This window comes from Dyadobacter sp. CECT 9275 (assembly GCF_907164905.1).
In the GTDB taxonomy this organism is placed as follows: domain Bacteria; phylum Bacteroidota; class Bacteroidia; order Cytophagales; family Spirosomataceae; genus Dyadobacter; species Dyadobacter helix.
In genome coordinates, this window is record NZ_CAJRAF010000004.1 from 619,073 (window position 1) to 645,529 (window position 26,457).

14 protein-coding genes are annotated in these 26,457 nt (G+C 46.7%); 12 read left to right on the forward strand and 2 right to left on the reverse strand.

Annotation, left to right across the window (positions count from 1 at the left end; translation table 11 throughout):
* Positions 1 to 133: 133 nt before the first annotated feature.
* On the reverse strand, positions 134 to 1,615 hold the full coding sequence (locus tag KOE27_RS28320) for an ArnT family glycosyltransferase (protein ID WP_215242207.1): 1,482 nt from the start codon (positions 1,613 to 1,615) through the stop codon (positions 134 to 136).
* A gap of 501 nt (positions 1,616 to 2,116) precedes the next feature.
* Between KOE27_RS28320 and KOE27_RS28325 the strand changes: the two genes are divergently transcribed.
* From KOE27_RS28325 to KOE27_RS28335, 3 genes are read left to right on the forward strand one after another with little or no spacing between them, the layout of a single operon-like run.
* The gene (locus KOE27_RS28325; RefSeq protein WP_215242208.1) at positions 2,117 to 2,881 is read left to right on the forward strand and encodes a glycosyltransferase family 2 protein; all 765 of its coding nucleotides are present in this window, start codon (positions 2,117 to 2,119) and stop codon (positions 2,879 to 2,881) included.
* Entirely contained in the window at positions 2,878 to 3,963 is a 1,086-nt protein-coding gene (locus KOE27_RS28330; RefSeq protein WP_215242209.1) for an FAD-dependent oxidoreductase, read from the forward strand. Before KOE27_RS28325 ends, KOE27_RS28330 begins: the two co-directional genes overlap by 4 nt.
* Complete coding sequence (locus KOE27_RS28335; RefSeq protein ID WP_215242210.1) at positions 3,960 to 5,546, forward strand: hypothetical protein; 1,587 nt, start codon at positions 3,960 to 3,962, stop codon at positions 5,544 to 5,546. The genes KOE27_RS28330 and KOE27_RS28335 overlap by 4 nt, the downstream gene beginning before the upstream one ends.
* A 169-nt stretch (positions 5,547 to 5,715) precedes the next feature.
* Here KOE27_RS28335 and KOE27_RS28340 read toward each other — a convergent pair whose 3' ends face one another.
* Positions 5,716 to 6,657 carry a nuclear transport factor 2 family protein gene (locus tag KOE27_RS28340; protein WP_215242211.1) on the reverse strand — a complete coding sequence of 314 codons (942 nt, stop codon included), beginning with the start codon at positions 6,655 to 6,657 and terminating at the stop codon, positions 5,716 to 5,718.
* 228 nt (positions 6,658 to 6,885) lie between these two features.
* Here KOE27_RS28340 and KOE27_RS28345 point away from each other — a divergent pair, with 228 nt between their 5' ends.
* The 9 genes from KOE27_RS28345 (at position 6,886) to KOE27_RS28385 (ending at position 26,450) form a co-directional block, all read left to right on the forward strand.
* Positions 6,886 to 11,004, forward strand: coding sequence for a hybrid sensor histidine kinase/response regulator transcription factor (locus KOE27_RS28345; RefSeq protein ID WP_215242212.1), 4,119 nt, complete (start codon positions 6,886 to 6,888; stop codon positions 11,002 to 11,004).
* A gap of 362 nt (positions 11,005 to 11,366) precedes the next feature.
* Complete coding sequence (locus tag KOE27_RS28350; protein WP_215242213.1) at positions 11,367 to 12,026, forward strand: RNA polymerase sigma-70 factor; 660 nt, start codon at positions 11,367 to 11,369, stop codon at positions 12,024 to 12,026.
* Positions 12,027 to 12,067: 41 nt separating this feature from the next.
* On the forward strand, positions 12,068 to 13,060 hold the full coding sequence (locus KOE27_RS28355; protein WP_215242214.1) for a FecR family protein: 993 nt from the start codon (positions 12,068 to 12,070) through the stop codon (positions 13,058 to 13,060).
* 20 nt (positions 13,061 to 13,080) lie between these two features.
* Complete coding sequence (locus KOE27_RS28360; protein ID WP_215242215.1) at positions 13,081 to 16,488, forward strand: SusC/RagA family TonB-linked outer membrane protein; 3,408 nt, start codon at positions 13,081 to 13,083, stop codon at positions 16,486 to 16,488.
* Between the two features lie 19 nt (positions 16,489 to 16,507).
* Positions 16,508 to 18,361, forward strand: a complete 1,854-nt coding sequence (locus KOE27_RS28365; RefSeq protein ID WP_215242216.1) for a RagB/SusD family nutrient uptake outer membrane protein — start codon at positions 16,508 to 16,510, stop codon at positions 18,359 to 18,361.
* A 118-nt stretch (positions 18,362 to 18,479) separates the two neighbouring features.
* Positions 18,480 to 20,498, forward strand: a complete 2,019-nt coding sequence (locus KOE27_RS28370) for an NPCBM/NEW2 domain-containing protein (RefSeq protein WP_215242217.1) — start codon at positions 18,480 to 18,482, stop codon at positions 20,496 to 20,498.
* Between the two features lie 35 nt (positions 20,499 to 20,533).
* Positions 20,534 to 22,552, forward strand: coding sequence for an NPCBM/NEW2 domain-containing protein (locus KOE27_RS28375; RefSeq protein WP_215242218.1), 2,019 nt, complete (start codon positions 20,534 to 20,536; stop codon positions 22,550 to 22,552).
* Positions 22,553 to 22,578: 26 nt separating this feature from the next.
* A complete protein-coding gene (locus KOE27_RS28380; protein WP_215242219.1) occupies positions 22,579 to 24,144 on the forward strand; it encodes a hypothetical protein in 1,566 nt (521 codons plus the stop codon).
* A 50-nt stretch (positions 24,145 to 24,194) separates the two neighbouring features.
* Entirely contained in the window at positions 24,195 to 26,450 is a 2,256-nt protein-coding gene (locus KOE27_RS28385; protein WP_229253031.1) for an alpha-L-rhamnosidase-related protein, read from the forward strand.
* The last annotated feature ends 7 nt before the right edge of the window (positions 26,451 to 26,457 follow it).

Consider the following 26,457-nt stretch of genomic DNA (forward strand, 5'->3'; position numbering starts at 1 on the left):
GAAACAGCCCGGAAGTTTTGGCGCTTTCCGCTGCAAGACTGGTTACACTTTCCGCAGACTACGGCCCGCGAAGGAAATTGGGTTACTCCTCTTCTTTCAACCCCTCGTCGCAAACAACCGCGATTTACCCCTATCACTTGTGAATTGCCAGGGTAGCATTTAGCCCCAGATCGACAATCTGATAGACACCCGTTCGTTTAACGGAATCCAGTACGTTGTCATGAATGTCATCAAAAAACAGATATCTGGTACTTTTTGGATCATAGGCTACAGACAGTCGGCTGTATCTTTGAAAAGAGGTTTGAATTTCCGGACAATTTGAGATTTTATTTGGCAAATAAACTTTAGAATCGGTGGGCACATATGCGGAAAGCCTTCTGGATAAGTCAAACATAGAATCCGGTTCTGGGTATACGAGTTTGTATGTCATCATGCTTAGCGATATGGCCGACAAAATCACAAATAATATACGGGTTCCAGCGTAAAAATTTAATACTACTGGCAAGAGCAGTTCAATCGAGCATGCTGCAAAAAACAGTCCAACGAAAGGGAGAGCCGGCAGCAGATAATGGTCTCCCTGCTTTACACTAATCAACATGGGAAGGATCACCGAAGCTGTCAGCAGGAATGTCAGAAAGCATACTTTTTTCGATTGAGAAGAAATGTATGGCTTACCTCTCAGGTAAAAGTTTGCGGCAAAAAGTGCTGTAAGCATCACAAGGTGAGGTATGATGTTAAATAACAAAAGCTTAAGGAGATGAAAGTGCGCTGTCCAGTCATCAGCAACCTTCTCCCTTTTCTTTAAGAGCGCTGCCATAACCTGCCCCTGGAAATAGTTTGTAAGAAAATAACTCGCAGGTGAATACTGCATAAGCAGGAACATCAGGGACAGCAAAACCGCAAACGCTGTTACAGTACCTTTTAACGCAATTTTATAAAAACTCCTGCCATAAATAAAAGAATAAATAGCCGGGAACGCCAGTGGGTAAATCCCGACGGGCCCCTTTGTCAAACACGCAAAAACGATCAGGACACCAGAAGCCACCCAGTAGAAAACTCTGAATTTACCACTGGTTATGGCCAGTAATTGGAAATAACAGGCTCCTAAACAAAAAACGGCCATTGTTGTATCCAACAGATTGTTTGGCATGCTCCACCATACCATTCTAAGACCGTACCACAACAAAATTGGCCACCACGCTTGTTCTCTGATCTGGCTGTTCTGTTCAAATAGCTTTCTCCAGACGCAGACGATCAGCCATATACTTACGAGTAGAATAATCGTATCGTAGATATTTTCGACTGCCGTGGTATCTCCCAACATCCTGAATAGAAGAGATTCCAGAAAAAACATCAAGGGTGGATGCTCACAAAAAAAAGAACAATAATTGTAAGGGAGCCAAAACGAATCGGCAAAGTGGGGTTCCCAAATGGTACCCTGACCTATAGCCATGTTTCTGGCAATTGCGGCATAGGCCAGCCCATCCATGAATAACACGTTGTCAAAGGACCTTGGAATAAAAGTCATTGCTATGAAACAGATCGTCAGAAGCCAGCCCCAGTTCTTAATGTATTCCTTTTTTCTTCCCAAATAACGCTCCCTCCCTATACCCATTCTGATAAAATCTTTACACTTAAGTGATGCACTAACAATGCCGGTTCTATTGCGCTTGTCTGCCCAAACGACTTGTAAAGATAACCTTCCCCTACATTTACAGGTGATTTTTTTAGCATTTCCAACAACCCATTTATCTAACGGTACTTTGTGAACGATCAGGAGAGAACAAAAATTCTTTAATTCAGCAAAAATTGCCTTTTTCCAATACTATATCCGTCCAGTTAATAGTACTCTATTGCACCGACTTGATCACCGTATAATACCTGGTTCCTACCGGTGAATAACAATAACGTTGTATTGTCATTAAATAACGCAATATTTAGGGTGAACTTTGAACCGTTTTTCATAGTTCCCGTTGTTGAAAGCAACTACTCAGTTAAGGATGAATATATAATTATTTCAATATTTAATTAAAACCACAACTACTGGTTTCTTTCATCGTAAATACCAGTTGCCAGGCATGTCACCAGATACCTTCTCAAACAGAACGATATTTTAATGAATTTTGATTTCCAAACTGGTGAACAAAACCCTACACCACCAGAACTAGCGGTGGTAATTCCGGTTTTCAATGAGCAGGATTCCATACAGAAAGTAATCGGGGAATGGATCCCGGAGTTAGAAAAATGGTGCTCGAATTTTGTTGTACTGGCTATCGATGATGGCTCCCGTGATCATTCGCTGGCAATATTATATCAGTTGCAAGAGCAGTTTGGAAAGCGCCTGGTTATCATAACCCGTCCAAACCGGGGGCATGGGCAAACCTGCCTGGAAGGATATCACTACGCCGGTAAATTAGGCGCCCGCTTTGTTTTTCAGATTGACTCCGACTGGCAATGTGATCCTCGCTATTTTCCTGCTTTCTGGCAAATCCGTAACCGGGCGTTCGTAATTTCAGGAGTCAGGACGAGCCGCGACGATGGCTGGAAACGTATCATCGTTACAAAAACGCTGCGACTCATGTTACTGCTAGCATTCAGGGTGGATTGCCCGGATGCTAATGTTCCGTACCGGCTGATGCAAACAGAAGCGATACAAAGTGCGATTCTTCGAATTCCTGAGGATTTTCATCTCGCCAATGTGGCACTCGCCGTTTTGCTTCGACGCGACAAATCTGTTACACATTCCTATGTTCCGATCGGTTTTAGAGAGCGGTATGGCGGCGAGCCCAGCGTAAAACTGCCGCTTTTCGGAAGAAAGGCCATTGAATTGTACCGCAATATCCAAACCATGCTGACTAACCAGGCTAAAAGCATCCAATGAAAGTCGATTATCTGATCATTGGCTCAGGGCTGACGGGAGCCACCATTGCGCGGCATCTGGCCGACAACAACCGGGAGGTGATGGTGATTGACCGGCGCACGCACGGGGGTGGCAACGTGCACGACGAGATACACCCGAGCGGTATACCTATGCATACCTACGGGCCCCACTATTTTCGGACAAATTCTGATGAACTTTGGGCTTACGTAAATCGGTTTGGATCATTCTACAGATTTGAAGCACAGGTTAGGTCCTGGGTTGATAATGCTTATGAGCAATGGCCCGTAGACGAAGCCTATATCCGGAAGGCGGTCGGCATGGCCTGGCAACCGGCTCATCGGGGTATCGCCCGAAACTTTGAGGAGGCCTCACTAGCTATGATGCCACGGGTAATCTATGAAAAATTCGTAAAGGGGTATAGTGAAAAACAATGGGGCGTACCGGCCCACCTGCTTTCGGCGGACCTTGCAAGGCGTTTCGACGTGCGGTCAGATGATGCCCCCCGGTTTAGCCGTCATAAGCACCAGGGCCTTCCGACAGACGGTTACGCAAATTGGATGGCCAATATGCTGAAAGGAATACCAACGAAGCTAAATGTAGACTATTTGAAAAATCGAGAAGTATTTCGGGCACGACGTATGCTGGTATTTACAGGGCCCATTGATGAATTTTTTGGATTCCGTCTAGGAAAGCTCCAGTACCGCGGACAAGTCCGCACGCACCAGTATTTACCAAATGTTGACTATGCACACCCCTGCCCGCAGGTTAACAATCCGCAGCTGCACAATGGCCTCCATATCCGAACGCTGGAATGGAAGCACATGCTTCCATCGCACATATCTCGACAAATTTCCGGTACGTTGCTCACCAGAGAAAAGACAATTACACCTACCTTGCCGGATCATTACGAATATCCCTTTCCAGATGCAGAGAACCGGGCCTTATTCAAACAATATGCACAGCTGGCAGAGCGCGAAGCAGATACACTTATTTGTGGACGGCTGGGAGAATACCGGTATTATGACATGGATCAGGCTATCAGCAGGGCGAGAATGCTCGCAGCAAAAATTCTTGTACATTGAAAAAGCAGCCTCTAAATGACCTCCGGTCAATTATTTGTTTTTGTCTTATTGCGGGCTCATTGCTGAGCAGCCTGTTGTTTTTTGCCATTCAGCTCCGGTTAATGCGGGTTGAGGTACTTCGGGACTACGGGGAGGGGCATACGCTCTGGATGTCGCAGCAAATCACCAACCTGACCATCGCCTACAGGCCGCTTGACGGGCTCCCCTATGTCATTTTTCCTTATCCACCTTTATATCTGATTGCTTCAAAGATAGTCAGCCTGGGGATTGGTGACTTACTGCTTAGCGGCCGTATTGTTTCGCTGGTAAGTACCTGCGGGCTTGCCGCCTTGATAGGACTGCTGGTTTTTCAAAGCATTCCACGCTCATTTTCGCGATTATGGCGTCTGGCCAGCGGCGGCTTAGCTACTTCACTGGTATTTTCTACAGCCAGTGTAATTGGCTGGGCCAGTCTGATGCGGGTAGATATGCTCGGCATAATGTTGATGTATGCAGGCCTGGCCGTTTATATCCGCTCCGGCAAAAAAAGGTCAGGACAATATTTTTCGGCAATTTTGTTTGTTATGGCTGTTTTCACCAAACAAACCCTACTGAGTGCACCTCTTGCCTGTTTAATTTTTGGCCTTTTTGCCTATCCCCGAACAACAATCCGTGTGTACAGCTTCGCGTTGCTGCTCGGGCTTGCCGGGCTTTGTATTTGTTACTGGCTGACAAATGGCGGTTTTCTGAAAAATATACTCAATTACAATTTGAACCCATTTTCGTGGGAAATCGTGTTTGCACAATTTTCCAGTCATCTGCGCCTGAACATCTCACTCAAGTTGTTGCTTTCCCTAACTTCCCTGGCCGCCTTATACAATGCAAAAAGCATCAGACGAAACGGTTGGAAGCAATTTATTCTTTTGAAATCCTCGAAGCCCTATTCCCGCGCCATTTTGATTGGCACTATAAATGCGGCACTTGCTGGTTTACTGGCCATATCCATTGGAAAGATGGGATCCATTTACAATTTTTTTCTTGCCTGGGACGTGTCGCTTTGTTTGCTGGCCACGCTCTATTTGTTTCGTCTGCTGGCCACCTGGCATGCAGATCATCCCCGCAAAAAAGGTTACCGGCTCATTCTGTTATCATCGCTCATCCTTTTGTTTGTTCCAAGCAGATGGGTTATTTCAACTGTCACTGAAGATTTCAGCAGACAAATTAAAGAAGAGGCTCAGTTGGTCCATTTGATACGTGCAGCACCAGGACCCATTTTGTCTGATAATATGCTGCTCCTCACCAAAGCTGGCCGCAAAATAGAGGCCGAGCCAGCTACCCTTAGCTTTTTAACAATGGCCAACGGTTGGGACGAGCGTCCTTACCTGCGACTCTTTGAAAGCAGTTATTTCAGCCTGATTGTGACCACTCCACTCATGCATGCGGCACGTTACAGCCCTGCCGTGGTATCCTCAATCGAAAAAAATTACCAAGCTACCGGAAGCATTGGAAGTTACCTCATTTACGAGCCAAAAGCTGCTAAACGACATCCGGATGGTAGTTCAAACCGGCCTTCACTATTCCCGTCGGTCATTAATGCTCCCTGAACAGCCTATTTTTGTTGTGTAACCTGGAACACAGCAACAACCGAGCCAGGCAGTGAACCTGCCAGAACCCGGTTGTGAACCACCAAATACGGAGCAATCTGAAATTAGTGCCAAGTTGGATACCAGGCGACGGGCGTAATTCAGAGTTTAAAGAGATACCAGCCTTATGCTATTTGGTCAACAGCAACTCGCTATAATAAACCATCTCGGCGGTAATTTTTCCATTCTCATCAAAACTGTTGCTGATATGCACAGGAAGCGCAATTGCCTTTTTGTCTGACCTGCGCACCAGGTTATACTTCCACCATGACAGCACCTCGCGTCCGTTATCCATTTCGTATTCCAGATAATCGGGATAGCCGAATAGATCAATACTTTTGATTTCATAGGTATCGAGGAATTTTTGCCAGCTTCCCTTTATTTCTGCTTTGGTGGCAGACTTGCCAAGTTCATTATTGATATTTGTGAAACTCGCGTCGTCACTAAAGAAGCTTAAAGCTTTGTCAAGATCCCCCATTTCAAAAGCGTACATCGATTTGCGTACGGTATTGATATTTTCATGATGATTATAGATCTTACCGTTGGTACGTTCAGCATAGCTTGCCCCTATTTCATCAATTACACGCCCGTTGCTATAATTGATAATGGTTTTGATTTTATTGTCTTTGGTGAGTTTGTACAAGCGATGCGCTGCGGCGTTCAGCTTTACACCCGTTTTTTTATGCACACCTTTCAGAACGCTCCAGGTTTGCACCCAAACCACCTCATCCTTATTATCTTTCTTATATTCCACCGCGTCAGGGTAAGACTCAGGATAAGGCTCAATGGCATAATAATCCAGCTCCCGTTTGTAACGGAGCGCGAGGCTAAGAAAGGCCGCCTTGTCAGTTCCCTTATCGTTATAGGTTGCCGTGGTACCGTTGTAGGATTTAAAGTCGTCAGTCAGATAACCCGCAATTTTGGCAGAATCCCCGCTGACGGTAGCCTTAATAAATTCGTCTACCAGGGTAATAGCAGGGTGCTCTATGTACACGGTTCCGTTTGCCTTTTTCTGCGCAAATGCAGTTGTAACACCCGATACGGTAATAAGGAGCAGTAACAATTTTTTCATATCCGTTGTTTTTAAATTTAGTTTATAAAACCAGTGCATCAAGACCTCAAAGTTCCCATTTAAAGCAGTGCTTCTGTGAGGAGATTTACCGCATTGTTTACCACATTCTCGTTTTAAAACCGGACAAATTGCGCAGCATCCGGAGAAATTCAGCTTTTTGCCTGCCATTAATGAAAAAGACCCTGGCTCGTAATGATATAGTTATCCCGGAAGATTATCTTTATAGGGATGACTCAACTCCGTTATTCCACTCTTTTACTCCTTCTTTTCGTTTTCAGAAATCTGGTTTTCGGACAGGCAGGTTCTGATTATGAGTTCATATCCACTGCCCAGGGGCTCTCTCAGGGACTTATTAATGATATGGTGCAGGACCGCGAGGGCTTTATCTGGATAGCTACGAAGGGCGGGCTCAACAGATACGACGGTTACACATTCAAAACCTTTACGACCGATCCGCAGGATTCCAGTTCCATCAGCAGTAATTCGGTCAGCAATTTACTGGAAGACAGCAAGGGAAGGCTTTGGATAGGGACACACGACGCAGGTCTGAATGTGTACGATAAAATATCAGGTCGTTTCTTCCGGATCTCGCACCAGCCCGGCAGCCAGTCCTGCCTCTCCGGCAACCGGATCGTATCGTCGATGATAGAACTTCCCAATAACCAAATACTCATTTGCCCGCAGGGTGCCCCACTCAATATCGTCTCACTTGGTAGCAACCTGGCCTCCAAGCCATTCGTAACCCAGCTTCGGCTGCCCGGAGACCGGGAAGTACTGGGCGTGGAAAAAGATGACAAGGGGTATATATGGGTGGGATGTACCGACGGAAGTATTTATATATATACCCCATCTTCCGGGTCGTTCGAAATGCTGACCGACGGCCATAGGTTCACCGGGCTTATCGAGAGAGTCGGCACTCACATATCCACCCGAATTTATCAGTTATTCATTTCCAAGCCTTTCCCACTCAACGTGATCGAACTTCAGGATTCAACCGGCCGGATGCACCCGGGTATCATCCGCAACGGGATAGACGGAAACCTGCTGATCGCCAATCGTTTCACTTTTAAAACAGGAGCAGAGGGCAGCACATTTTATGATTTCAGCTTCCTGAAGGCAGGCGATCCGATTGACAAGGCGAAAGGTTACTTTTTAACAAAGGCGGGCAGGGTGCTGGCCATCAAATGCATGTTGCTGGACAGGTCTGGCATGTTGTGGGTGGGAATGCTGGGATATGGACTTTATAAATACCGCCTCGGCGGAAACAGGTTCACCACTACCCTGCCTAAACTGAGTATACAACGGATTACCACGTTAAATAACGGCAAGGTATATGTGCAGGGCTGGCGTTCGCAGACTGCGGTATCATCAAACGGTATCGCATGTGCCAATCCCCTGGGTCATCTGGTGAGCAGCAATCCTCCCATCATCTTACTGCAGGCCATTGATGACAGGGATTACTGGGTATATTTCCCTGGGCAATTGAAATTGAAGCGATATTCCGAGGGACTCAAACTAAAAGCCAGTTATCAGGAGCCAGTGAACCCGACGCTTACCGAGCAGTTACAGCCCCTGATCCAGGACAGCAGACGTAGGATATGGCTTTGTGGAGCCAATGGATCTCTGGCAAGAATTGACCCTGTCACCGGCAGGTTGTCCAGGTTTATATTAAATACCCAACCACGGGCAGGCAGTGCGACCACTATTCAGACAACCGCATTTTACGAGGACAAATCAGGTGTTTTCTGGATCGGTACCGAACACGGCTTTGCCCGGCTGACCTTTAAAAACGATGTAACTCCGCCGGATGTGCAATGGTTTAAAAACGAACCGGGAAACGCCCGGTCACTGAACTATAACTACGTTTCCTGGTTTATGGACGACCCTTCCGACCCTGACTATTTATGGATCAGTACCAAAGGCGGGGGCGTGAACCGCATGCAGAAATCAACCGGTAGCTTCGTTCATTTCACAACAAGGCAGGGTTTGCCTAATGATGTGGTATACGGAACGCTGGCAGATACAGAAGGAAATATATGGGGCAGTACCAACCGGGGACTATTTTGTATGTTAGCCAAGGGGAGAAAAAGTAATGGTGAGTCCGTTATCAAGATGTTCAGTACCAGCGACGGGCTGCAGGCAGATGAATTCAACACCAATGCATTTGCAAAGCTAACTACTGGCGATCTGGTATTCGGAGGTGTGAACGGCCTTAACATATTTGACCCAAAAAAGGTCCTGGCTTCCAGTTTTACACCCCATGTCTATATCACAGGCATTCAGATCGGAAACAAAACCCTGATGCCCGGTGATACTACCGGCGTGTTGCGAGCAACCATTGAACAGACGAAATCCATTACGCTAAGTCATCTGCAGGATGTGGTAACACTTGAACTTTCATCCCTTGATTTTACCGCTCCGCAGCAGAACAAATATCGGTACCAGTTGGTGGGCATAGATCGTGAATGGGTAGAGAGTGGTAACCGCCGAACGGCCACCTACCTGCATTTGCCAGCCGGAAATTACGTGTTCATGGTACAGGGAAGCAACAGCCAGGGTATATGGAGCGATCATATCGCCGAGCTAAAAATAGAAGTACTGCCCCCCTGGTGGAGAACCTGGTGGGCTTATGGGATCTATGCTTTGCTGCTGATACTCGTTTTCAGGACATTTCTGAAATTTAACATTAACAAGGCCAAACTGCAATCACAGTTAGCATTTGAGCAACTGGAAGCTAAAAGGGTGAAAGAGCTGAATACCGTCAAGACGCGGCTTTATACCAATATTACCCATGAATTCCGCACTCCGTTGACGGTGATCATGGGAATAGCACAGCAGGTGATCGAAAAACCGGGAGAACAGTTTGAAACCCGGATGGATATGATCGTACGCAATGGCAAAAGTCTGCTGAACCTTGTGAACGAGCTGCTGGATCTCTCCAAACTGGAAACCGGTAAAATGCAGTTGCACGTATCACACGGCAATGTAATACACTTTCTCCGTTACCTGGTTGAATCCTTTCATTCCCTGGCGGAAAGCCAGCAAAAGCAACTTCATTTTCTGACAGAGCTGGATACACTGTTTATCGAATACGACCAGGAAAAAATCAAACAGATTGTTTCCAACCTGCTCTCCAATGCCATCAAATTCACCCTAGCAAAAGGGAACATTTATATCAGTGTAGCTGAAAATACAGCATTCAACGACTACTCTCTGCTAACAATTAAAGTAAAAGATACGGGAATCGGTATCCCGGAAGATCAGCTGCAGTTTGTTTTCGACCGGTTTTACCAGCTGGACAATAGCCATACCCGCAAAATGGAAGGCACGGGCATTGGCCTGGCGCTTACAAAAGAGCTGGTTAAATTAATGAAAGGGGAAATTACCGTTAAAAGTCCACCGGCAGGTGCGCTCAAAGGGAGTGAGTTTGCGGTAACATTGCCGGTAAAGAAAGTATATACTGCATCAGAAAATTCATCTGCCAATTTTGAAACACAAAGTACCTCAGAAGTATACCCTGAACCGCAGCTCCCGTTAGCTGAGACTACAAAAACGAGTTCCACTGTCCCTTTGATATTGCTGGTGGAGGACAATGCAGACGTGGTGGCCTACCTGGCCTCCTGCCTGCCCAACTACCAGCTTGCCGTTGGCAAGGACGGCCGGGAAGGTTATGAAATAGCCCTGGAAATGATTCCCGACCTGATCATCACCGATGTAATGATGCCCTTCATGGATGGCTTTGAACTGGTGCAAAAATTACGCCAAAGCGAAAGCACCAGCCACATCCCCATGATCATGCTGACGGCAAAAGCCGATGTCTCCAGTAAAATAGAAGGATTGCAGCAGGGTGCTGACGCATATCTGGAAAAACCATTTAACGCCGAAGAACTGCGGGTAAGGATCAGGAAATTGCTGGAAATGCGTAAAAACCTGCAACAGTATTACCTCAGAAAAGCAGGCTTGCAGAATCAGACATTCCCGGAAATAGCGGGCCCTGAAGATAAAATGGGCAGTCAGGCCATGGAGGACCGTTTTGTCAAAAAAGTAAGGGAATCCATAGAGCAAAACCTAACCGACGCGGACTTTACCGTCGAGAAACTCAGCAAGCTGGTTTTCATGAGCCATTCCCAACTACATCGAAAACTGGATGCGCTCACAGGATGTTCTCCCAACAGATTTATCCGGATGATCCGCCTTGAAAAAGCAAAGGCGTTGTTACGGGATCCAGCCAACAGTGTTGCATCGGTTGCCATGGATTGCGGCTATGAGGACCCAGGATACTTTGCCAGAATTTTCAAACAGGAATTTGGTGTTACCCCACAGAAATGGAGGAATGCAACGGATTGAATATTCCTTCAACCCAACAGGTACATCAACCATCCCATCCCCTGCCCTGCCTTCGGGCTATGATTTACTTTTCTCACCTAATCTCCCCTTTTGCCATACTTGGCCAAAAGCAGGCACCAGGCAATACCCGCCCGGCAGATGCATTCAAAGTGTAGCAAAGAAATAATCTATTCAAAACCAGGCCAATTCGAAGGGCTCGGGTGTACTATTACAGGTGGTGGTACGGCAGCCAGGATACATTTTGTGTTATGATTTCAAAATTTATTGAAATAATCACAAAAATGGCAAGGGTAAAAGCCAAAAAACTTCTCTTACTTTTTAAATAAAATATATAATAATTATTCTATAATATCCTGTCACCTATGGGCGTCAAAGAATCGAATTTCCTACCAACAGATCAGGTAAGTCATCTTAATCTGCTGTCGGATGTGAAGTCTTCGGGGATGATAGATTCGGAAAAACTGATCCGGAAAAACTTCGAGGTAGACCGGGAAAAGGGATACGAGTTGCTTTTCAAACGATATTACCAGCCGCTTTGCAGCCATGCGGTGCGGTTTGTTTATTCCAAAGAAGTTGCTGAGGACCTTGTAATGGAGATTTTTAGCCAGTTCTGGCAGAAGAATCTGCATTTAGGAATTCAAACCTCCTACCGTGCCTACCTCTTTACCACGGTACGGCATGCAGCCTATGCCTACCTGCGTGCGGAATTCAGCCGGGAAAAACCGTCTGAATTTCTCGTGGAAACCAATGGTACACCCGGGCCTGATACCCCCCAACAACTGCTGCAGTTCCACGAGCTATACGTAAAGATTGAAGAGGTAATCCGCTCTGCCTCTCCTCAGGGCCAAAAGGTTTTTGTCATGAGCCGGTTTGAAGGCAAGAAAAACCCTGTAATTGCTGAGGAACTGAACCTTTCCACCAAAACGGTGGAGGGCCATATTACCAAAGTGCTTGCCCTCCTAAGGCAATCCTTACGCAACTATGGTATGCTTTCTACGCTGCTAGGCACTTTCCTTATCTAAACCCTGAGGTCAGGCATCTTTTATTCCTAAAATTTTCAACGATGAATGAGACAATATATAAACAGACGGTCAGGGCTTTGTTTGAAGGCCGTGCCACCGCTCCGCAGAAATCTATGATCCTGGATTTCCTGTCGGTTCCGGAAAACCAGGAATTGTATTTTTTGTGGCTGGAAGAATGGGAACTTCAAAATCCCCAGATCATTGCAGACACCGATCCGGCCTATTTTCGGCTTATTGGAAAATCCATAGCCCCTGAATCTCATACCCCAACCCCTCCCGCCACCCCTCGTAACTGGTTTTGGCTGATGGGTATTGCCGCCTCCGTAACTTTTTTACTGGTGGTAACAGGATACCTGTTCAGGGATTCCATTTTACACAAAAAGTACACCACAGCTTATGGTGAGCTCAAAAGTTTGGTTTTACAGGATGGCAGCCGCGTCGTTTTAAATGCCAATTCAACACTCACAGTTCCCCGGTTTGACTTTGGAAAGAAATCCCGTGAGGTACAATTATCCGGAGAAGCCGAGTTTTCGGTCACACACCTGCCCAATAACCGCCGCTTCATTGTTCGCACACCAGACCAGTTGGAAGTACAGGTTTTGGGAACCGAGTTTATGGTTTACAGCCGGGCGAGAGGAAGTAAGGTGGTATTGAATAAAGGCAGCGTACAGCTGCGCTCACTAAAGAACAAGGACACAAAACCACTGGTAATCAGCCCGGGAGATGTGGTGACGGTATCCAAACAGGGAAGCCTTACGCTCAGCCACAATCAGTCGGTAGCGGCGCATGCAGGATGGAAAGACCACCACTTTACGTTTCAGGACACCCCCGTTTCCCAGATTGCCGACCAGTTGAATGAAACCTTTGGAGTCCGGATCATCATTGCCGATTCGTCTCTGTCAAAACGTACCCTGGGTGGAACATTCAAAGCGGAGACCGCCGACGACTTTTTGCAGGTCATGTCCGATATCCTTGGAGTCAGAATCATCCCCGGCACCGGTAAAACTCCGGAAACATATACCCTAACCTACTAAATCTTAACCCCTCATTAATTATGAAACAACCGTTACGTTTATCACTACTGTCTGTAAGTGTCGCAGCCGTACTACTCGCAGCTCCGTGCCCTTCGGTGCTGGCGAGTGTCTCGCACCTGCCCGTGGGAACCAATCCTTCGGCCCAGTACGAGCCGTCCAAAATCACATTGCGGGAAGCGCTTGTAAAATACAAAAAGCACTACGACCTGGATATCTTATACGAAGAAAAACTATTGGAAGGCATCACTGTTGCTCCCACAGCGCTCCTGTTTGGCAATAATGCAGAAAAAAGCCTGTCCCAGATATTAAAACCATTTGGCCTGAAAGCGAAAAAAGTGAATCAGGTAACGTTTGTAATCTTGTCGGAAAAAGCACTGCAGAAAAAAACATCGCTGCACGATGTCGAGCCTGCGGGTTCTTCCGGCGGCCCGTCCGCGGAGCGCCCGGCAGATCTGACCGCCCGGCTCAGCAATATGATCACGGAAAATGTAGTACGCAAAGTGGCTGACATCAAGGTAACGGGTTCGGTCAGCAGCGAGTCGGGGGAGAAACTTCCAGGCGTAAACGTGGTAGTGAAAGGGACGCAGCGCGGTACTTCGACTGATGAAAACGGAAATTTTCAAATTGAGGCTCCTGACGAAAACAGTGTTCTGATATTCAGCTTCATAGGACATGTAAAACAAGAAATCCCTGTCGGCAACCGTACCTCTTTTAATATTATCCTCAAAGCTGATGACATGTCGCTGAATGAGATTGTGGTGGTAGGTTATGGCGAAATAAAAAAGACAGATGTTACCGGCGCAGTGGCTTCCATCCAAACCCAGGATATTACTCGTGCCAACCCGGTAATGGCGACAAAGGCGATCCAGGGGCAGATCGCAGGGGCCACGGTCACCAAGTCGAGCAACAAACCCGGTGCACCGTATAACATTACCATCCGCGGGGAAAACACGGTCAATAACTCCACGGAGCCTCTTGTGGTCATTGACGGACTGATGGGCGGGAACCTTAACAACCTGAACCCCAATGACATACAATCCATGGACGTATTGAAAGATGCCTCATCTACCGCCATTTACGGATCGAGGGGAGCAAACGGTGTGATCATTGTGACCACAAAAAAAGGTCTTTCAGGGAAGCCAAGAGTGAGTTACGACGCTTATGTGGGTTATAAAGTACCGGCCCATTTACCCAAACTGATGAATGCCCAGCAGTTTTATAAAAACACGTATACCGACAGGATTCTGGAAGGTGCCGTGGGGGCAACGTTTACCGCTGCCGAAATGGAGATAATTAATTCGGGTAAATCGACGGACTGGGTGGATCTCATCACGGATCCCGCATTACAGATGAGCCACAACGTAAGTGTTTCAGGAGGAACTGACAAAACAACCTATCGTTTTTCGGCTGGTTACCTGAACGAAAACGGAAATGTACTTTACACCGGTTTTAAGAGATATAACCTCAATGCAGGGCTGGACAGCAAACTCGGAGAGCATTTTAAGGTGGGGTTCACTTCCTATGCAACTTATAGCAGCCAGAATGTCGGATCCATGGAATCATTGAGGGGTGCTTATCGTGCCCGCCCATCAGGAGTACCCTACTATACTGACCTCGCCAATCCATCCGAAAATCAGGATCTCAACGTCAACGGGCTGGCTATCTGGATGGGTATTAACGACAAGCAGGTACCTAATCCCCTGGCGGATGTGGATCCAAGTAACTCCAAACTGCAGACCAACAGCCAGACGGTGATGGGAAATGCCTATGTTGAGTACATTCCGCTGAAAGGGCTCAGCATCCGTTCATCTCTATCGGCTTCCTTTGGTTCCGACAGGATAGGTGATTACCGGGGAACCTGGTCCAAATCGCAGATAGGTAATAAACCACGCGCGCAGTATGACAACAAGACGCAGGGTAACTACACTCTGGATAACATCATTACCTACAATGGAGGTTTTGGAAAACACAAGTTTGGCATAACGGCATTACAAAGTACGTTTTACCAGCGCAACGAGGCTTACATGACTGCCGTAAAAGACCTGCCTTATAATTCGGACTGGTACGCATTAAACACCGGTACCATTACATCCATTAGTAGTTCGCTTGTGGAGCGCTCGCTGCTTTCCTTCATGGGGCGTGTCAATTATTCATACAACGACAAATATTTACTGACCGTCACCGGGCGTTCCGACGGGGCCTCACAGCTTTCGGAGGGAAATAAATGGGCGTTTTTCCCATCTGTAGCACTTGCCTGGAGGCTGGGTGACGAGGCATTTATCTCTGACCTGAATGTATTTTCCAATCTGAAGCTCCGGCTCAGCTACGGACAGGTGGGTAATTCTACCGTTAGCCCATATAGCACCCAGGCCAATCTGCTTAATACCGGTTACGACTTTGACGGAACGGCGGCCTACGGTTTTGCGCCCTTAAATCTTGCTAATAAAAACCTGAAATGGGAACGAAGCAAGGAATTTAACGTAGGGGTGGATTTTGGTTTTTTCAAAAACCGTATTTCAGCATCTTTGGAACTGTATAACCGGAAAACGGTTGACCTGATCCTGAACCAAAAAATACCGACTGTCAACGGCTTTGCACAGCAAATTGCCAACGTGGGTCAGATCGAAAACAAGGGTATTGAATTGACTTTAAACACGGTTAATATTGCCAAAGGCCCGTTTGGCTGGAACAGTACATTTTCTTTCACCAGAAACAGAAACAAACTGCTTGAATTGTACGGCGACGGCCAGCAGGTAGATAAAGGCAACAAACTCTTCGTAGGAAAACCATTACGTTCCAACTTCGACTATAAATTTGACGGTATCTGGCAAACGGCGGATAAAGACCTGGCTTCCAAATACAAACAGGTTCCCGGTTCCGTACGTGTGGTGGACCAGAACAATGACGGCCTGATCTCTTCCACCGATGCTATCGACGACCGCGTCGTACTGGGTTCTGCATTGCCTAACTGGATTCTGGGTGTGACCAACAGGTTTAGTTACAAAAGTTTTGATTTCTCCTTCTTTGTGTATTACCGCAATGGCGTGCAGTATTATAACAGTTCATTATCAGGAACTTTCGGGGAAATCGGCGGAACCCGTTACAACAAGCTGGCTGACCTGGATTACTGGAGAAGCGACAACCCTTCCAATACCTATTTCGGTGTCGCCGCAGCCAACCCCTATCGCAACGCTATCAATTATCAGGATGCAAGTTTCCTACGGATTTCCGATCTGACCCTCGGTTACTCCTTACCTTCCGGCCTGATCAGCAAATGGAAAATGACCCATGCCCGATTCTATGGCCAGGTAACCAATCCTTTTGTTTTCAGCAAGTTCACCGGCTTCGACCCTGAGTTCAACTCCGCCATTTATCAGGACGACGTACCCTCTGCCGCCTATACCGTTGGTGTGAACATCAGTTTTTAAAATATTAACCAGAGCAAAAATGAAAAATTTTAAACATATACGTTCCATTACATTAGCGGTTGGGCTGACAGGCTTGATTGCCTCCGGATGCAGCGAGGACTTTCTCACAGAGAAACCTGTTACAACCTTAACCACAGACGTTTACTATAAAACAGAAGCAGGTTTTGAAGATCTGATCCGTTCCTGCTACCCATTGCTTCGGAACATCCACCAGAGTAGGCAGCTGGTTTTAAATGGTACGGATATTTTCACATCTGCATCCGGCTGGTCATCTCCTTTGGTAACGGTGGCTCCGTCCTTAGATACTTATGATGCGGGTTTTAATGCCAGTTCAGTTGCAGAACTACAGAGTCTCTGGCAACTGTTATATGCCGAAATTGGTCGTACCAATACTGCCATTGACCGCTCCGCAGACATCACTACCATGGCCCCGGCCTTAAAAGATGCGCGCGTTTCGGAAGCCAAGTTTCTTCGGGCCCTTTGCTATTTTTATCTTGTACAGCACTGGGGCGATGTGCCTATGCCGTTGAAAGAAATCACATCGGGCAGTAAAGAATCGGTTAAAGCTGCATCGGCCGACATCTATAAACAGATTATTGAAGATCTTTTGGAATGCGAAGCAAAATTACCTGTCACGGCAACCAATTATGGAAGGATCACCAAAGGCACGGCACAGTTTCTGCTTTCACGGGTATACCTGACCAGAGGCTGGAATTTCAAAAACTCCCTGGGCGGTACCGCTGCCGACTTCGACCTAGCCCTTCAGTATGCCGACAAAGTGATTGATGCCTACCCATTGGCAACATCCTACAACCTTTTGTTTCCGACACGGAATGAAAACGTGCTGAAACAATATACGGGTGCTCAAAATGACAAGAATCCTGAAATCGTTTTTGCCGTACAATACAGCAGTGAAGTGCTTACCAATAAAACGGACCTGGCTTTTGCATACGACGTGGCAGGCGGCAATAACCTGCATTCGGTCTTCGGAGGTAATGCCGATTCCTATGCCGGATCCAAAGGGCGAACCAGCGACTATAACCGGTATCAGCCGTTTCATGTGACCACGCCAGCCATGTACCGCCTTTTTGACCCGCAGTTGGACAGCCGTTACGATCACAACTTCCTGGATGCAGGGCTGGCTCTGGCAGCAGTAAAAGATTTCAAGCCCATTCCATCCAATCCCAACCTGAAAATTGACATTGCCGTAGGTGATACTGTCGTATTTTTCCCACCCTGGAATACTCCCGTCACAAACCTGAACGACAAGGGAATTGACGTGGGCGGTAAGAAAAAGTTTGCCATCATGAATGTTTCAGAGTATGGCGGTGCCTATCCCACAACCTCCGGATTCGGTGCCGGGGAATATCCGCTGATGTGGAAATTCTGGCAGCCGGGTATCCCCAATGGCGACGCGCAGGGGACATTTAACGAGGCTGTTTTCCGCTCCGCAGAAGCATATCTTATCGCAGCAGAAGCGATTGTAAAAGGGGCCAAAGGCGGAAAATTGGGAACGGCTGACATATACTACAACAAGGTACTGGACCGTGCACTGGGTGCCAAGAAAAATGCTGACCCTAAATGTGCGGCTAATCCGGCGGATGTCACCTCCCAGGCCGCCGTTTCGTACCGTGCAACGCCTGCCAACATCACCATTGACCTCATTCTGGATGAACGCGCCAGAGAATTGATGGGGGAATATTCCCGCTGGTTTGACCTGAAAAGAACCGGAAAACTGATAGAGCGTGTGAAGAAATACAACCCATGGGCCAACAAGGGAATCCTCATTTCAGAAAAACACTACTTGCGCCCTATCCCGCAAAGTGAAATAGACTTATCGTACCCTCCTCTTAAACAAAATGACGGTTATTGATTTTTAATCAGTAACACCGTGCCCAAACTAATCGGTGGCATGGCTAGTTCGTATAGCTTCGTAAAAAGCCTGATGGATCAGCCATGCCACCGATAGCTTCAAAAATGAATTACCGTAAATGAATATACTTCGGGTACTACTCGTCTCGGGCTGCATGTTTCTTACCGGTTCACAGGCTTATGCTCAAAAATTATCCGGTCTTTGGCTGGATGATTTAAATATCAAATCTTTTTCCGAAGGAATTCCAGCGGTCCTTGGAAAAACCAATGCAAGCGGCGATCCGATGCTGATCAAAGGCGTTCACTACAAACATGGCGTCGGGGTAAATTCGACTAGTATCCTCGCCTTTTACCTGAATGGAAATGCTACCGGATTTTCCGCTTTGGTAGGCGTAGATGATAAAGGGAATAAGTCTTTGCCGCATACTTTTTACGTCATTGGCGACCGGAAAATTCTTTTCAAAAGCCGTGAGATCCGATGGGGAGAAGCGCCGCAAGCCGTCTATGTGAATCTGACGGGAATCAAACGATTAGGTTTACTGGTGATGGTCAACGACGAAGGTTTAACCAAAACCTATGCCAACTGGGCTGATGCGCGTTTTGAAATGCTAAAGAACCATCTTCCACAAAATATTCCCAATGATGACGAACGCTACATTTTAACACCACCTCCTGCCAAAGCACCAAGGATAAACGCAGCAAAAGTTTTCGGAGCAACCCCCGGCAATCCGTTTTTGTACACCATAGCTGCAACAGGAGAAAGACCCGTCATTTTCTCCGCACAAAACTTACCTTCCGGTCTTTCTTTGGATACCAAAACAGGGATCATTACAGGCAGTATCAAACAACGGGGCAGTTATACTGTGGTTTTAAAAGCAAAAAACCGGTTTGGCCAGGCGGTTGAAAATCTAAGGATAAAGATTGGAGATACCATCGCGCTTACCCCTCCCATTGGCTGGAATGGCTGGAATTCCTGGGCGAGAAACATAGACCGCGAAAAAGTCATTTCTTCTGCCAATGCTATGGTTCGGACGGGGCTAAGCCAGCATGGCTGGACTTATATCAACATTGACGACGCCTGGCAAGGGCAGCGCGGCGGTAAGTTTAATGCCATTCAACCCAATGAAAAGTTCCCGAAATTCAGGGAAATGGTTGATTACATTCACAGCCTGGGTTTGAAAGCGGGCCTTTATTCTACTCCCTGGATTTCCAGTTATGCCGGATTTACGGGTGGTTCATCCAATTTGGAAAACGGTTTTTTTCCGGATTCCGTGCGAGATCATAAAAGGCTTTTCCGTTACATAGGCAAATACCGTTTTGAAAAAAATGACGCCCTGCAAATGGCCGAGTGGGGAATTGATTACCTCAAATACGACTGGCGTTTAGAGGTACCTTCGGCAGAACGCATGTCGATTGCATTGAAGGAATCGGGCAGGGATATTTTGTACAGCATTTCCAATTCCGCTCCTTTTAGCCATGTGCAGGATTGGGCCAGGTTAACAAACGCTTACCGCACCGGACCCGACATCCGCGACAGCTTTAACAGTTTGTTTGTCTCTGCTTTCACACTTGACAAATGGAGCCCTTATGGCGGTCCGGGACACTGGAACGACCCCGACATGATGATCCTGGGTAATGTGACAACGGGTACGCAGCTGCACCCCACCCGTCTTACACCCGACGAACAATACAGTCATGTCAGTTTATTCTGTCTTTTATCCGCACCGCTTTTAATTGGCTGCCCCATTGAACAGCTTGATGCCTTCACGTTGAATTTGCTAACCAATGACGAGGTGATTGCTATCAATCAGGATCCGCTGGGGAAGCCAGCACGGCTTGTTTCGGAAGAAAATGGCGTGCAGATCTGGCTAAAATCGCTGGAAGACGGATCCTATGCCGTTGGTCTTTTCAACACCGCTGATTTTGGAAAAACACCAGAATCCTATTTCCGCTGGGGTGATGAAAAACCCAAAGCGTTCACATTCGAATTTTCGAAAATCGGGCTGAAAGGAAAGTTTAAACTACGGGATGTATGGCGGCAAACGGACATTGGTTCTTTTGACCAAAAATACCAGACCCAAATCCGTCATCACGGTGTAGTAATGCTAAAAATGATACCTGAAGGATCTTCAAAATAATGTATAAACCTTTCCCTAGTAAAAGTAAATCAAAAATGAACTATGCAATCAGATGCGTTTTAATCATTGCTTTATATATAACAGCATTTGATTCTTATGCTCAAAAAACAAAAAGTATCTGGCTCGACGACCTTTTGATTCAAACCTATTCCGAGGGAATTAGGCCCGTTACTGCGAAGGGAAATTACACCGGTGATTCTATCAGGATCAATGGAGTTCATTTCAAAAGAGGCGTCGGCGCTCAGTCTGTCAGCATTCTGAATTTTTTTCTCAACAATAAGGCATCGGCTTTTACAGCCGTAATCGGTGCAGACGATGCTGGCAATAAAGAAATACCCATAAAATTTTACGTCCTGGGCGACAACAAAATTCTTTTTGAAAGCAAACCCTTGAAAGTAGGTGACGATGCACAGAAAATTGACGTTAACCTTACCGGAATTAGCAGACTTGGGCTGCTGATTACCGACGACGTAGGTGGTTCCAATAACAAAAGAACCTATGCCAACTGGGCCAATGCACAACTGCTGATGTCTGGTGAACACATGCCGGGACATTTTCCAAATTCGGATGAAAAATATATCCTGACCCCTCCGCCTTCAAAAACTCCCCAAATAAATTCGGCCAGAATTTTTGGCGTGACACCCGGGAACCCGTTTCTCTACACCATTGCCGCCACAGGAAATACGCCTATGGAATTTTCAGCCACTAACTTACCAAACGGGCTCTTCGTAGACAAAAAAACAGGAATTATAACGGGTAAAATTGACCGCAGAGGAACCTACATTACTACCCTCAAAGCAAAGAACAAACTCGGCGAATCGGTAAAGAAGCTAACCATAAAAGTGGGAGATACCATTGCCCTTACCCCGCCCATAGGCTGGAATGGCTGGAATTCATGGGAAACGCACATCGACAGGGAAAAAGTAATTGCATCTGCCGACGCCATGGTGAAAACCGGATTAAAAGATCATGGATGGACCTACATCAACATTGATGACGCCTGGCAGGGAGTACGAAGCGGCCCGATGAACGCGCTGCAACCCAATGAAAAATTCCCCGATTTTAAAGGTATGGTAGATTACATCCATTCGCTTGGGTTAAAAGCCGGATTGTATTCAACCCCTTACATTTCCAGTTATGGGGGTTATGCGGGCAATTCTTCGGACTTTGAAAAAGGGGGAGAAACGCATGAATCGATCATGGTCAACCGGCGTTCCTTTAATCGCATTGCAAAATACAGGTTTGAAACCAATGACGCCCGGCAAATGGCAGCATGGGGAATTGACTTTCTTAAATACGACTGGCGGATCGATGTAAATTCCACCGAACGCATGTCATCAGCCTTGAAGCAGTCTGGAAGGGATGTTATTTTCAGCTTGTCCAATTCTGCGCCGTTTGCTCACGTAAACGACTGGAACCGCCTGGCCAACATGTACCGCACCGGTCCTGATATCCGGGACAGCTGGCCAAGCCTGTATCAGCTGGCTTTCACGTTGGATAAGTGGGCCCCGTATTCCGGCCCCGGCCACTGGCTCGATCCCGATATGATGATCATAGGGAATGTATCAACCGGCCCGGAACTGCACCCAACCCGCCTCACACCCGATGAACAATATAGCCACGTGAGCCTGTTCAGCCTGCTTTCCGCGCCACTGCTCATTGGCTGCCCCATTGAACAGCTGGATGCTTTTACCCTGAATTTGCTCACCAATGACGAGGTAATTGCGATAGATCAGGACCCTTCGGGAAAACCGGCACGCATGATACTAGAGGAGGACGGCGTTCAGATCTGGCTTAAAACGCTTGAAGACGGCTCGTTTGCGGTCGGCTTGTTCAATACCGCAAATTATGGAAAAACGCCGTTGTCATATTTCCACTGGGGCAACGAGCCCGCAGTCAGCTTTTCGATTGATTTCTCCAAAATCGGGCTGAAAGGGAAATACAAATTGAGGGATGTATGGCGGCAAAAGGACCTTGGTGTTTTTGCAAACAAATTTAAAACCAGCGTCAACCACCACGGAGTGGTGATGTTAAAGATAACAAAGGCTCCCTGACGGGCAACTGAAAATACTATATGAAAATGAAACATGTAACCCTTTTATTTTTACTTTGTTCCGGGCTGTCAGCGTTTGTAATGGCAAAGCGCCTGCCCGAGAAAGATGCGGATATTCTATCAAAAAAATACGCATACAAAACACTTTCGCCTTACGAGAAATTTTTGCTGGATACTTATATTGAAGATGAATTCCCTGCCGGTACTGCAATAAAAGATGTACTGACCGACCAGACCAGCATAAGATCCAAAACCCGTCTGGCACAATCGCTGTTATTGCGAAACCGTCAGGGTGATACCGAAAACGCTGTTGCCGTTTTGCGCTGGATTCTGAAATATCAGGAACAGGATGAAAAGAGCCGCAATTATGGGATCTGGAGATCAAAGGCTGCCAGTGAGGTATTTGATCAGAACTGGCGTGAATTTGTGGGCTGCGATTTGATCATCATTTACCACCATTATAAAAACCGACTGCCGCAAGATATTGTGAAAGGCATTGAAACCGGTCTGGTACACGCCGCCAAAGGCGCATTGAAGAGAAACGTCCGGCCAGACTACACCAATATTTCCATCATGAGTGCTTTTCTGATGGATTACACAGGAGCCCGGTTTGATATGCCTGAAATAAAAAAGGCAGGATTGGAGAAGGCAAAAAACATTTTGGCACTTTACAACAGGCACCACACTTTCAGCGAATACAACTCCCCCACTTATTATGGTGTAACTCTGGTTGCGCTGGCGTTTTGGCGCGAACTGGCTGTATCAGAGGAAATAAAACAGATGGGGGCCACACTGGAAAAGGAATTCTGGCACGAGGTTACTACATTTTATAATCCGGATCTCAAAAATATGCCCGGCCCTTATTTCAGAGGTTATGGTATGGATATGCAAAAGTATTATTCCATCATGGGCCTTTGGATCGCACTGGCGCTGGATAAAAAAGAACTAGCCCCTATGCCCTCGGGGCAGGGTCCTAAATTTGGTGAAGTCAGTAACATTGCCACCATTTTCCACCTCGGCCTGAAAATTCCGAAAAAGGAGCTGACACGACTAAAAACGCTGCGATCAGGCCGTTATCTCAGCCGAACGGTGCCCAATTATTACACTGGTGATACTGTTAAGCAGGTTACAGCGATGATCAACCGCGACTGGATGATGGGCGGTTTGTGGGGAAACCGCCGACCATGGAATCAAATCAGAACGGGAGCAATTCACTGGAAAACGAAGGATTCGGACATTGGGTGGCTGCTTGTCCCGGGTGACGGGACCACGGACGTTAAAGTCAGCAAAACCGGTATGGAAATTTATCCTGCTTCCAGAGACGTGAAAAACATTCAGCTTTTTATTTATGCCAAGGGGGCATCGGTGGCTTCATTCAAGGATAAGAGATGGCAACTACCAGGGATAACCTTAAAGGTGAACACCTCATTACCGCAAGCAACAGCATCTGAAATTAACCAGCACGACTTGGAAAAAGAACAGGCTATATCAGATATCAATACGGATGTGTTCAGGGTGGTATATGAAATACCCGATTCAGTAAATCCGGACATTCCCCTGATTACCTTTTCTCCTGAAAAAAATAACCTTTGAATTACTCCTTCAAATAAACTGCTGACTCCCGGATCATCATGTGGAAATATATGGCATTAGCCAGTCTGATCGTGTCGTTTGCAGCAAAGGGCCAGCCACCCCCTTTTCATCTGCGTTGTGATCTTTTGCCGCATACTGCCACTGTTTACAAAAGTGGGATTCCTGACTCAACAGCGCCCGAGCGTGCCGTTCAGGAAAAAAACCTTTATCTGTTTGCAAAAATATTATCGGAAAAGCCCTTGCTGAGCTGGGAGACTGACTCGGCCTTACCAGTTACAACAGCATATCAGATTCTGGTTGCTTCTTCCAGACAACTGTTAAATCAGGACAAGGGTGATTATTGGGATTCAAAAAAGGTGCCGTCCAGGTCCAGTAGAGCTACATACAGCGGCAAATCCTTGCTACCGGGAAAAGTCTATTACTGGAAAGTTCGGGTTTGGGATGAAAAAAACAGAAAGACACCATTTTCACAAGGCACTTCCTTCGTCACGGCTCAAAAAGATGAGAAAGATACTTTCTCATATCACCCTCTCGCTGCACAAATTCAGGAGCCGCAACAAATAAACCAAACGGGTCCGAATTCCTATTTCCTTGATTTCGGTAAAGACGCCCTTTCACAATTACAGCTACAATTAAACAGCAGCCAGGCAGATACCATCTGGATCGAAGTGGGTGAACTGACTGACAAACCCTTCTCCATTGACAAAAACCCCGGACGAAATATCCGCTACCTGAAAATCCCGCTATTGTTAAAAAAAGGCACACACAATTATCAGATTCAATGGCCCGAAAACGTAAAAAGAAACAGCCGGAACCCTATTTTAATGCCTGGCTATGCAGGGGAAGTTTATCCGTTCAGGTATGTCACCATTCAAAACTATAAGGAAAGACTTGCACCGGATGCTGTTCGGCGCAAGATCATTTTTTATCCTTTTAATTCAGAGGCTTCAGACTTCGCATCCAGTGATACCATCCTCAACCAGGTTTGGGACCTTTGTAAATATTCTGTCAAAGCAACCAGCTTTACCGGCTATTATGTAGACGGCGACCGCGAAAGAATCCCCTACGAAGCCGATGCGCTCATTAATCAACTCTCTCATTACGCCGTCGACGCCGAGTATAGCATGGCCCGAAGAACGATGGATTACCTGCTCTATCATCCCACCTGGCCTACCGAATGGAGCCTCCAGAATATTCTGATTGCCTGGAACGACTACATGTACACGGGTGATGACGGGCTCATTAAAAAGTACTATCCCCAGTTACAAAAAAAACTGCTGATGGAACTTGCTGGTCCAAACGGACTGATCAGTACCAGAACCAATAAACAAACGGATGAATTTTTGGCATCCATTCATATGTCCGGGAAATTTGATGGAAGGCGGGGCCTCCATGACAACGTAGACTGGCCACAGACTGGCGATTTTATCGGCAGTGAAAAAGAATATGGCGGCGAAACCGACGGCTTCGTTTACCAGACTTATAACCCGGTGATTAATGCATTTTATTACCGGAATCTGATCCTGATCAGACAAATTGCCGCCGTCCTTAAGCGAACAGACGACGAAATATTTTACACTCAAAAAGCAAAGGAAGTATACCATTCTTTCCAGAATGTATTTCGAGATGAGGAAACCAGCCTTATAAGAGATGGCGACAGTACCACCCACAGCTCCTTACATGCCAATATGTTTGCTTTGGCCTTTGGGCTGATCCGGCCGGCTGACCGGGAAAAAGTTTTGACTTTTATCAAAAGCCGCAGGATGGCCTGCAGTGTTTATGGAGCGCAGTTTCTGTTGGACGCACTTTATGAAGCCGGAGAGGATCAATATGCGCTGGAACTGATGACCTCCACGGCACAAAGAAGCTGGTACAACATGATCAGAAGCGGATCCACCATTACCATGGAAGCCTGGGATAAAGTGTATAAACCCAATCTGGACCTCAATCATGCATGGGGCGCTGCTCCGGCGAATATCATTGTCAGGCATCTGGTGGGGATACAGCCGCTGAGTCCCGGTTTCGAGACTTTTCAGGTCAAGCCGCAGATCGGCCGCCTGACTTCCGTCAGTCTCATAACACCTACCATAAAGGGCCCGGTTTTGGTAAAATACAACAAAAGCAAAAGGGCGGATCAAATGGAAATTCAGATTCCCGGAGGGGCAACAGCCAATATTTATATACAGTATTCCCCCGAAAAACCGAACTTGCTGCTAAATGGCAAGCCAACCGCTGCCAGTCTCAAAAATGGTTTTTTTATATTGAAAAATATACCCGCCGGAAAACATACGATTATTGCAAATTAGATCAGAT

Excerpts from the sequence above, each read along its gene's own strand:
- KOE27_RS28320 (WP_215242207.1), bottom strand. The coding sequence starts at position 1,615 with ATGGGTATAGGGAGGGAGCGTTATTTGGGAAGAAAAAAGGAATACATT.
- KOE27_RS28325 (WP_215242208.1), top strand. The coding sequence starts at position 2,117 with ATGAATTTTGATTTCCAAACTGGTGAACAAAACCCTACACCACCAGAA.
- KOE27_RS28330 (WP_215242209.1), top strand. The coding sequence starts at position 2,878 with ATGAAAGTCGATTATCTGATCATTGGCTCAGGGCTGACGGGAGCCACC.
- KOE27_RS28340 (WP_215242211.1), bottom strand. The coding sequence starts at position 6,657 with ATGAAAAAATTGTTACTGCTCCTTATTACCGTATCGGGTGTTACAACT.
- KOE27_RS28345 (WP_215242212.1), top strand. The coding sequence starts at position 6,886 with ATGACTCAACTCCGTTATTCCACTCTTTTACTCCTTCTTTTCGTTTTC.
- KOE27_RS28350 (WP_215242213.1), top strand. The coding sequence starts at position 11,367 with ATGGGCGTCAAAGAATCGAATTTCCTACCAACAGATCAGGTAAGTCAT.
- KOE27_RS28355 (WP_215242214.1), top strand. The coding sequence starts at position 12,068 with ATGAATGAGACAATATATAAACAGACGGTCAGGGCTTTGTTTGAAGGC.
- KOE27_RS28360 (WP_215242215.1), top strand. The coding sequence starts at position 13,081 with ATGAAACAACCGTTACGTTTATCACTACTGTCTGTAAGTGTCGCAGCC.
- KOE27_RS28365 (WP_215242216.1), top strand. The coding sequence starts at position 16,508 with ATGAAAAATTTTAAACATATACGTTCCATTACATTAGCGGTTGGGCTG.
- KOE27_RS28370 (WP_215242217.1), top strand. The coding sequence starts at position 18,480 with ATGAATATACTTCGGGTACTACTCGTCTCGGGCTGCATGTTTCTTACC.
- KOE27_RS28375 (WP_215242218.1), top strand. The coding sequence starts at position 20,534 with ATGAACTATGCAATCAGATGCGTTTTAATCATTGCTTTATATATAACA.
- KOE27_RS28380 (WP_215242219.1), top strand. The coding sequence starts at position 22,579 with ATGAAACATGTAACCCTTTTATTTTTACTTTGTTCCGGGCTGTCAGCG.
- KOE27_RS28385 (WP_229253031.1), top strand. The coding sequence starts at position 24,195 with ATGGCATTAGCCAGTCTGATCGTGTCGTTTGCAGCAAAGGGCCAGCCA.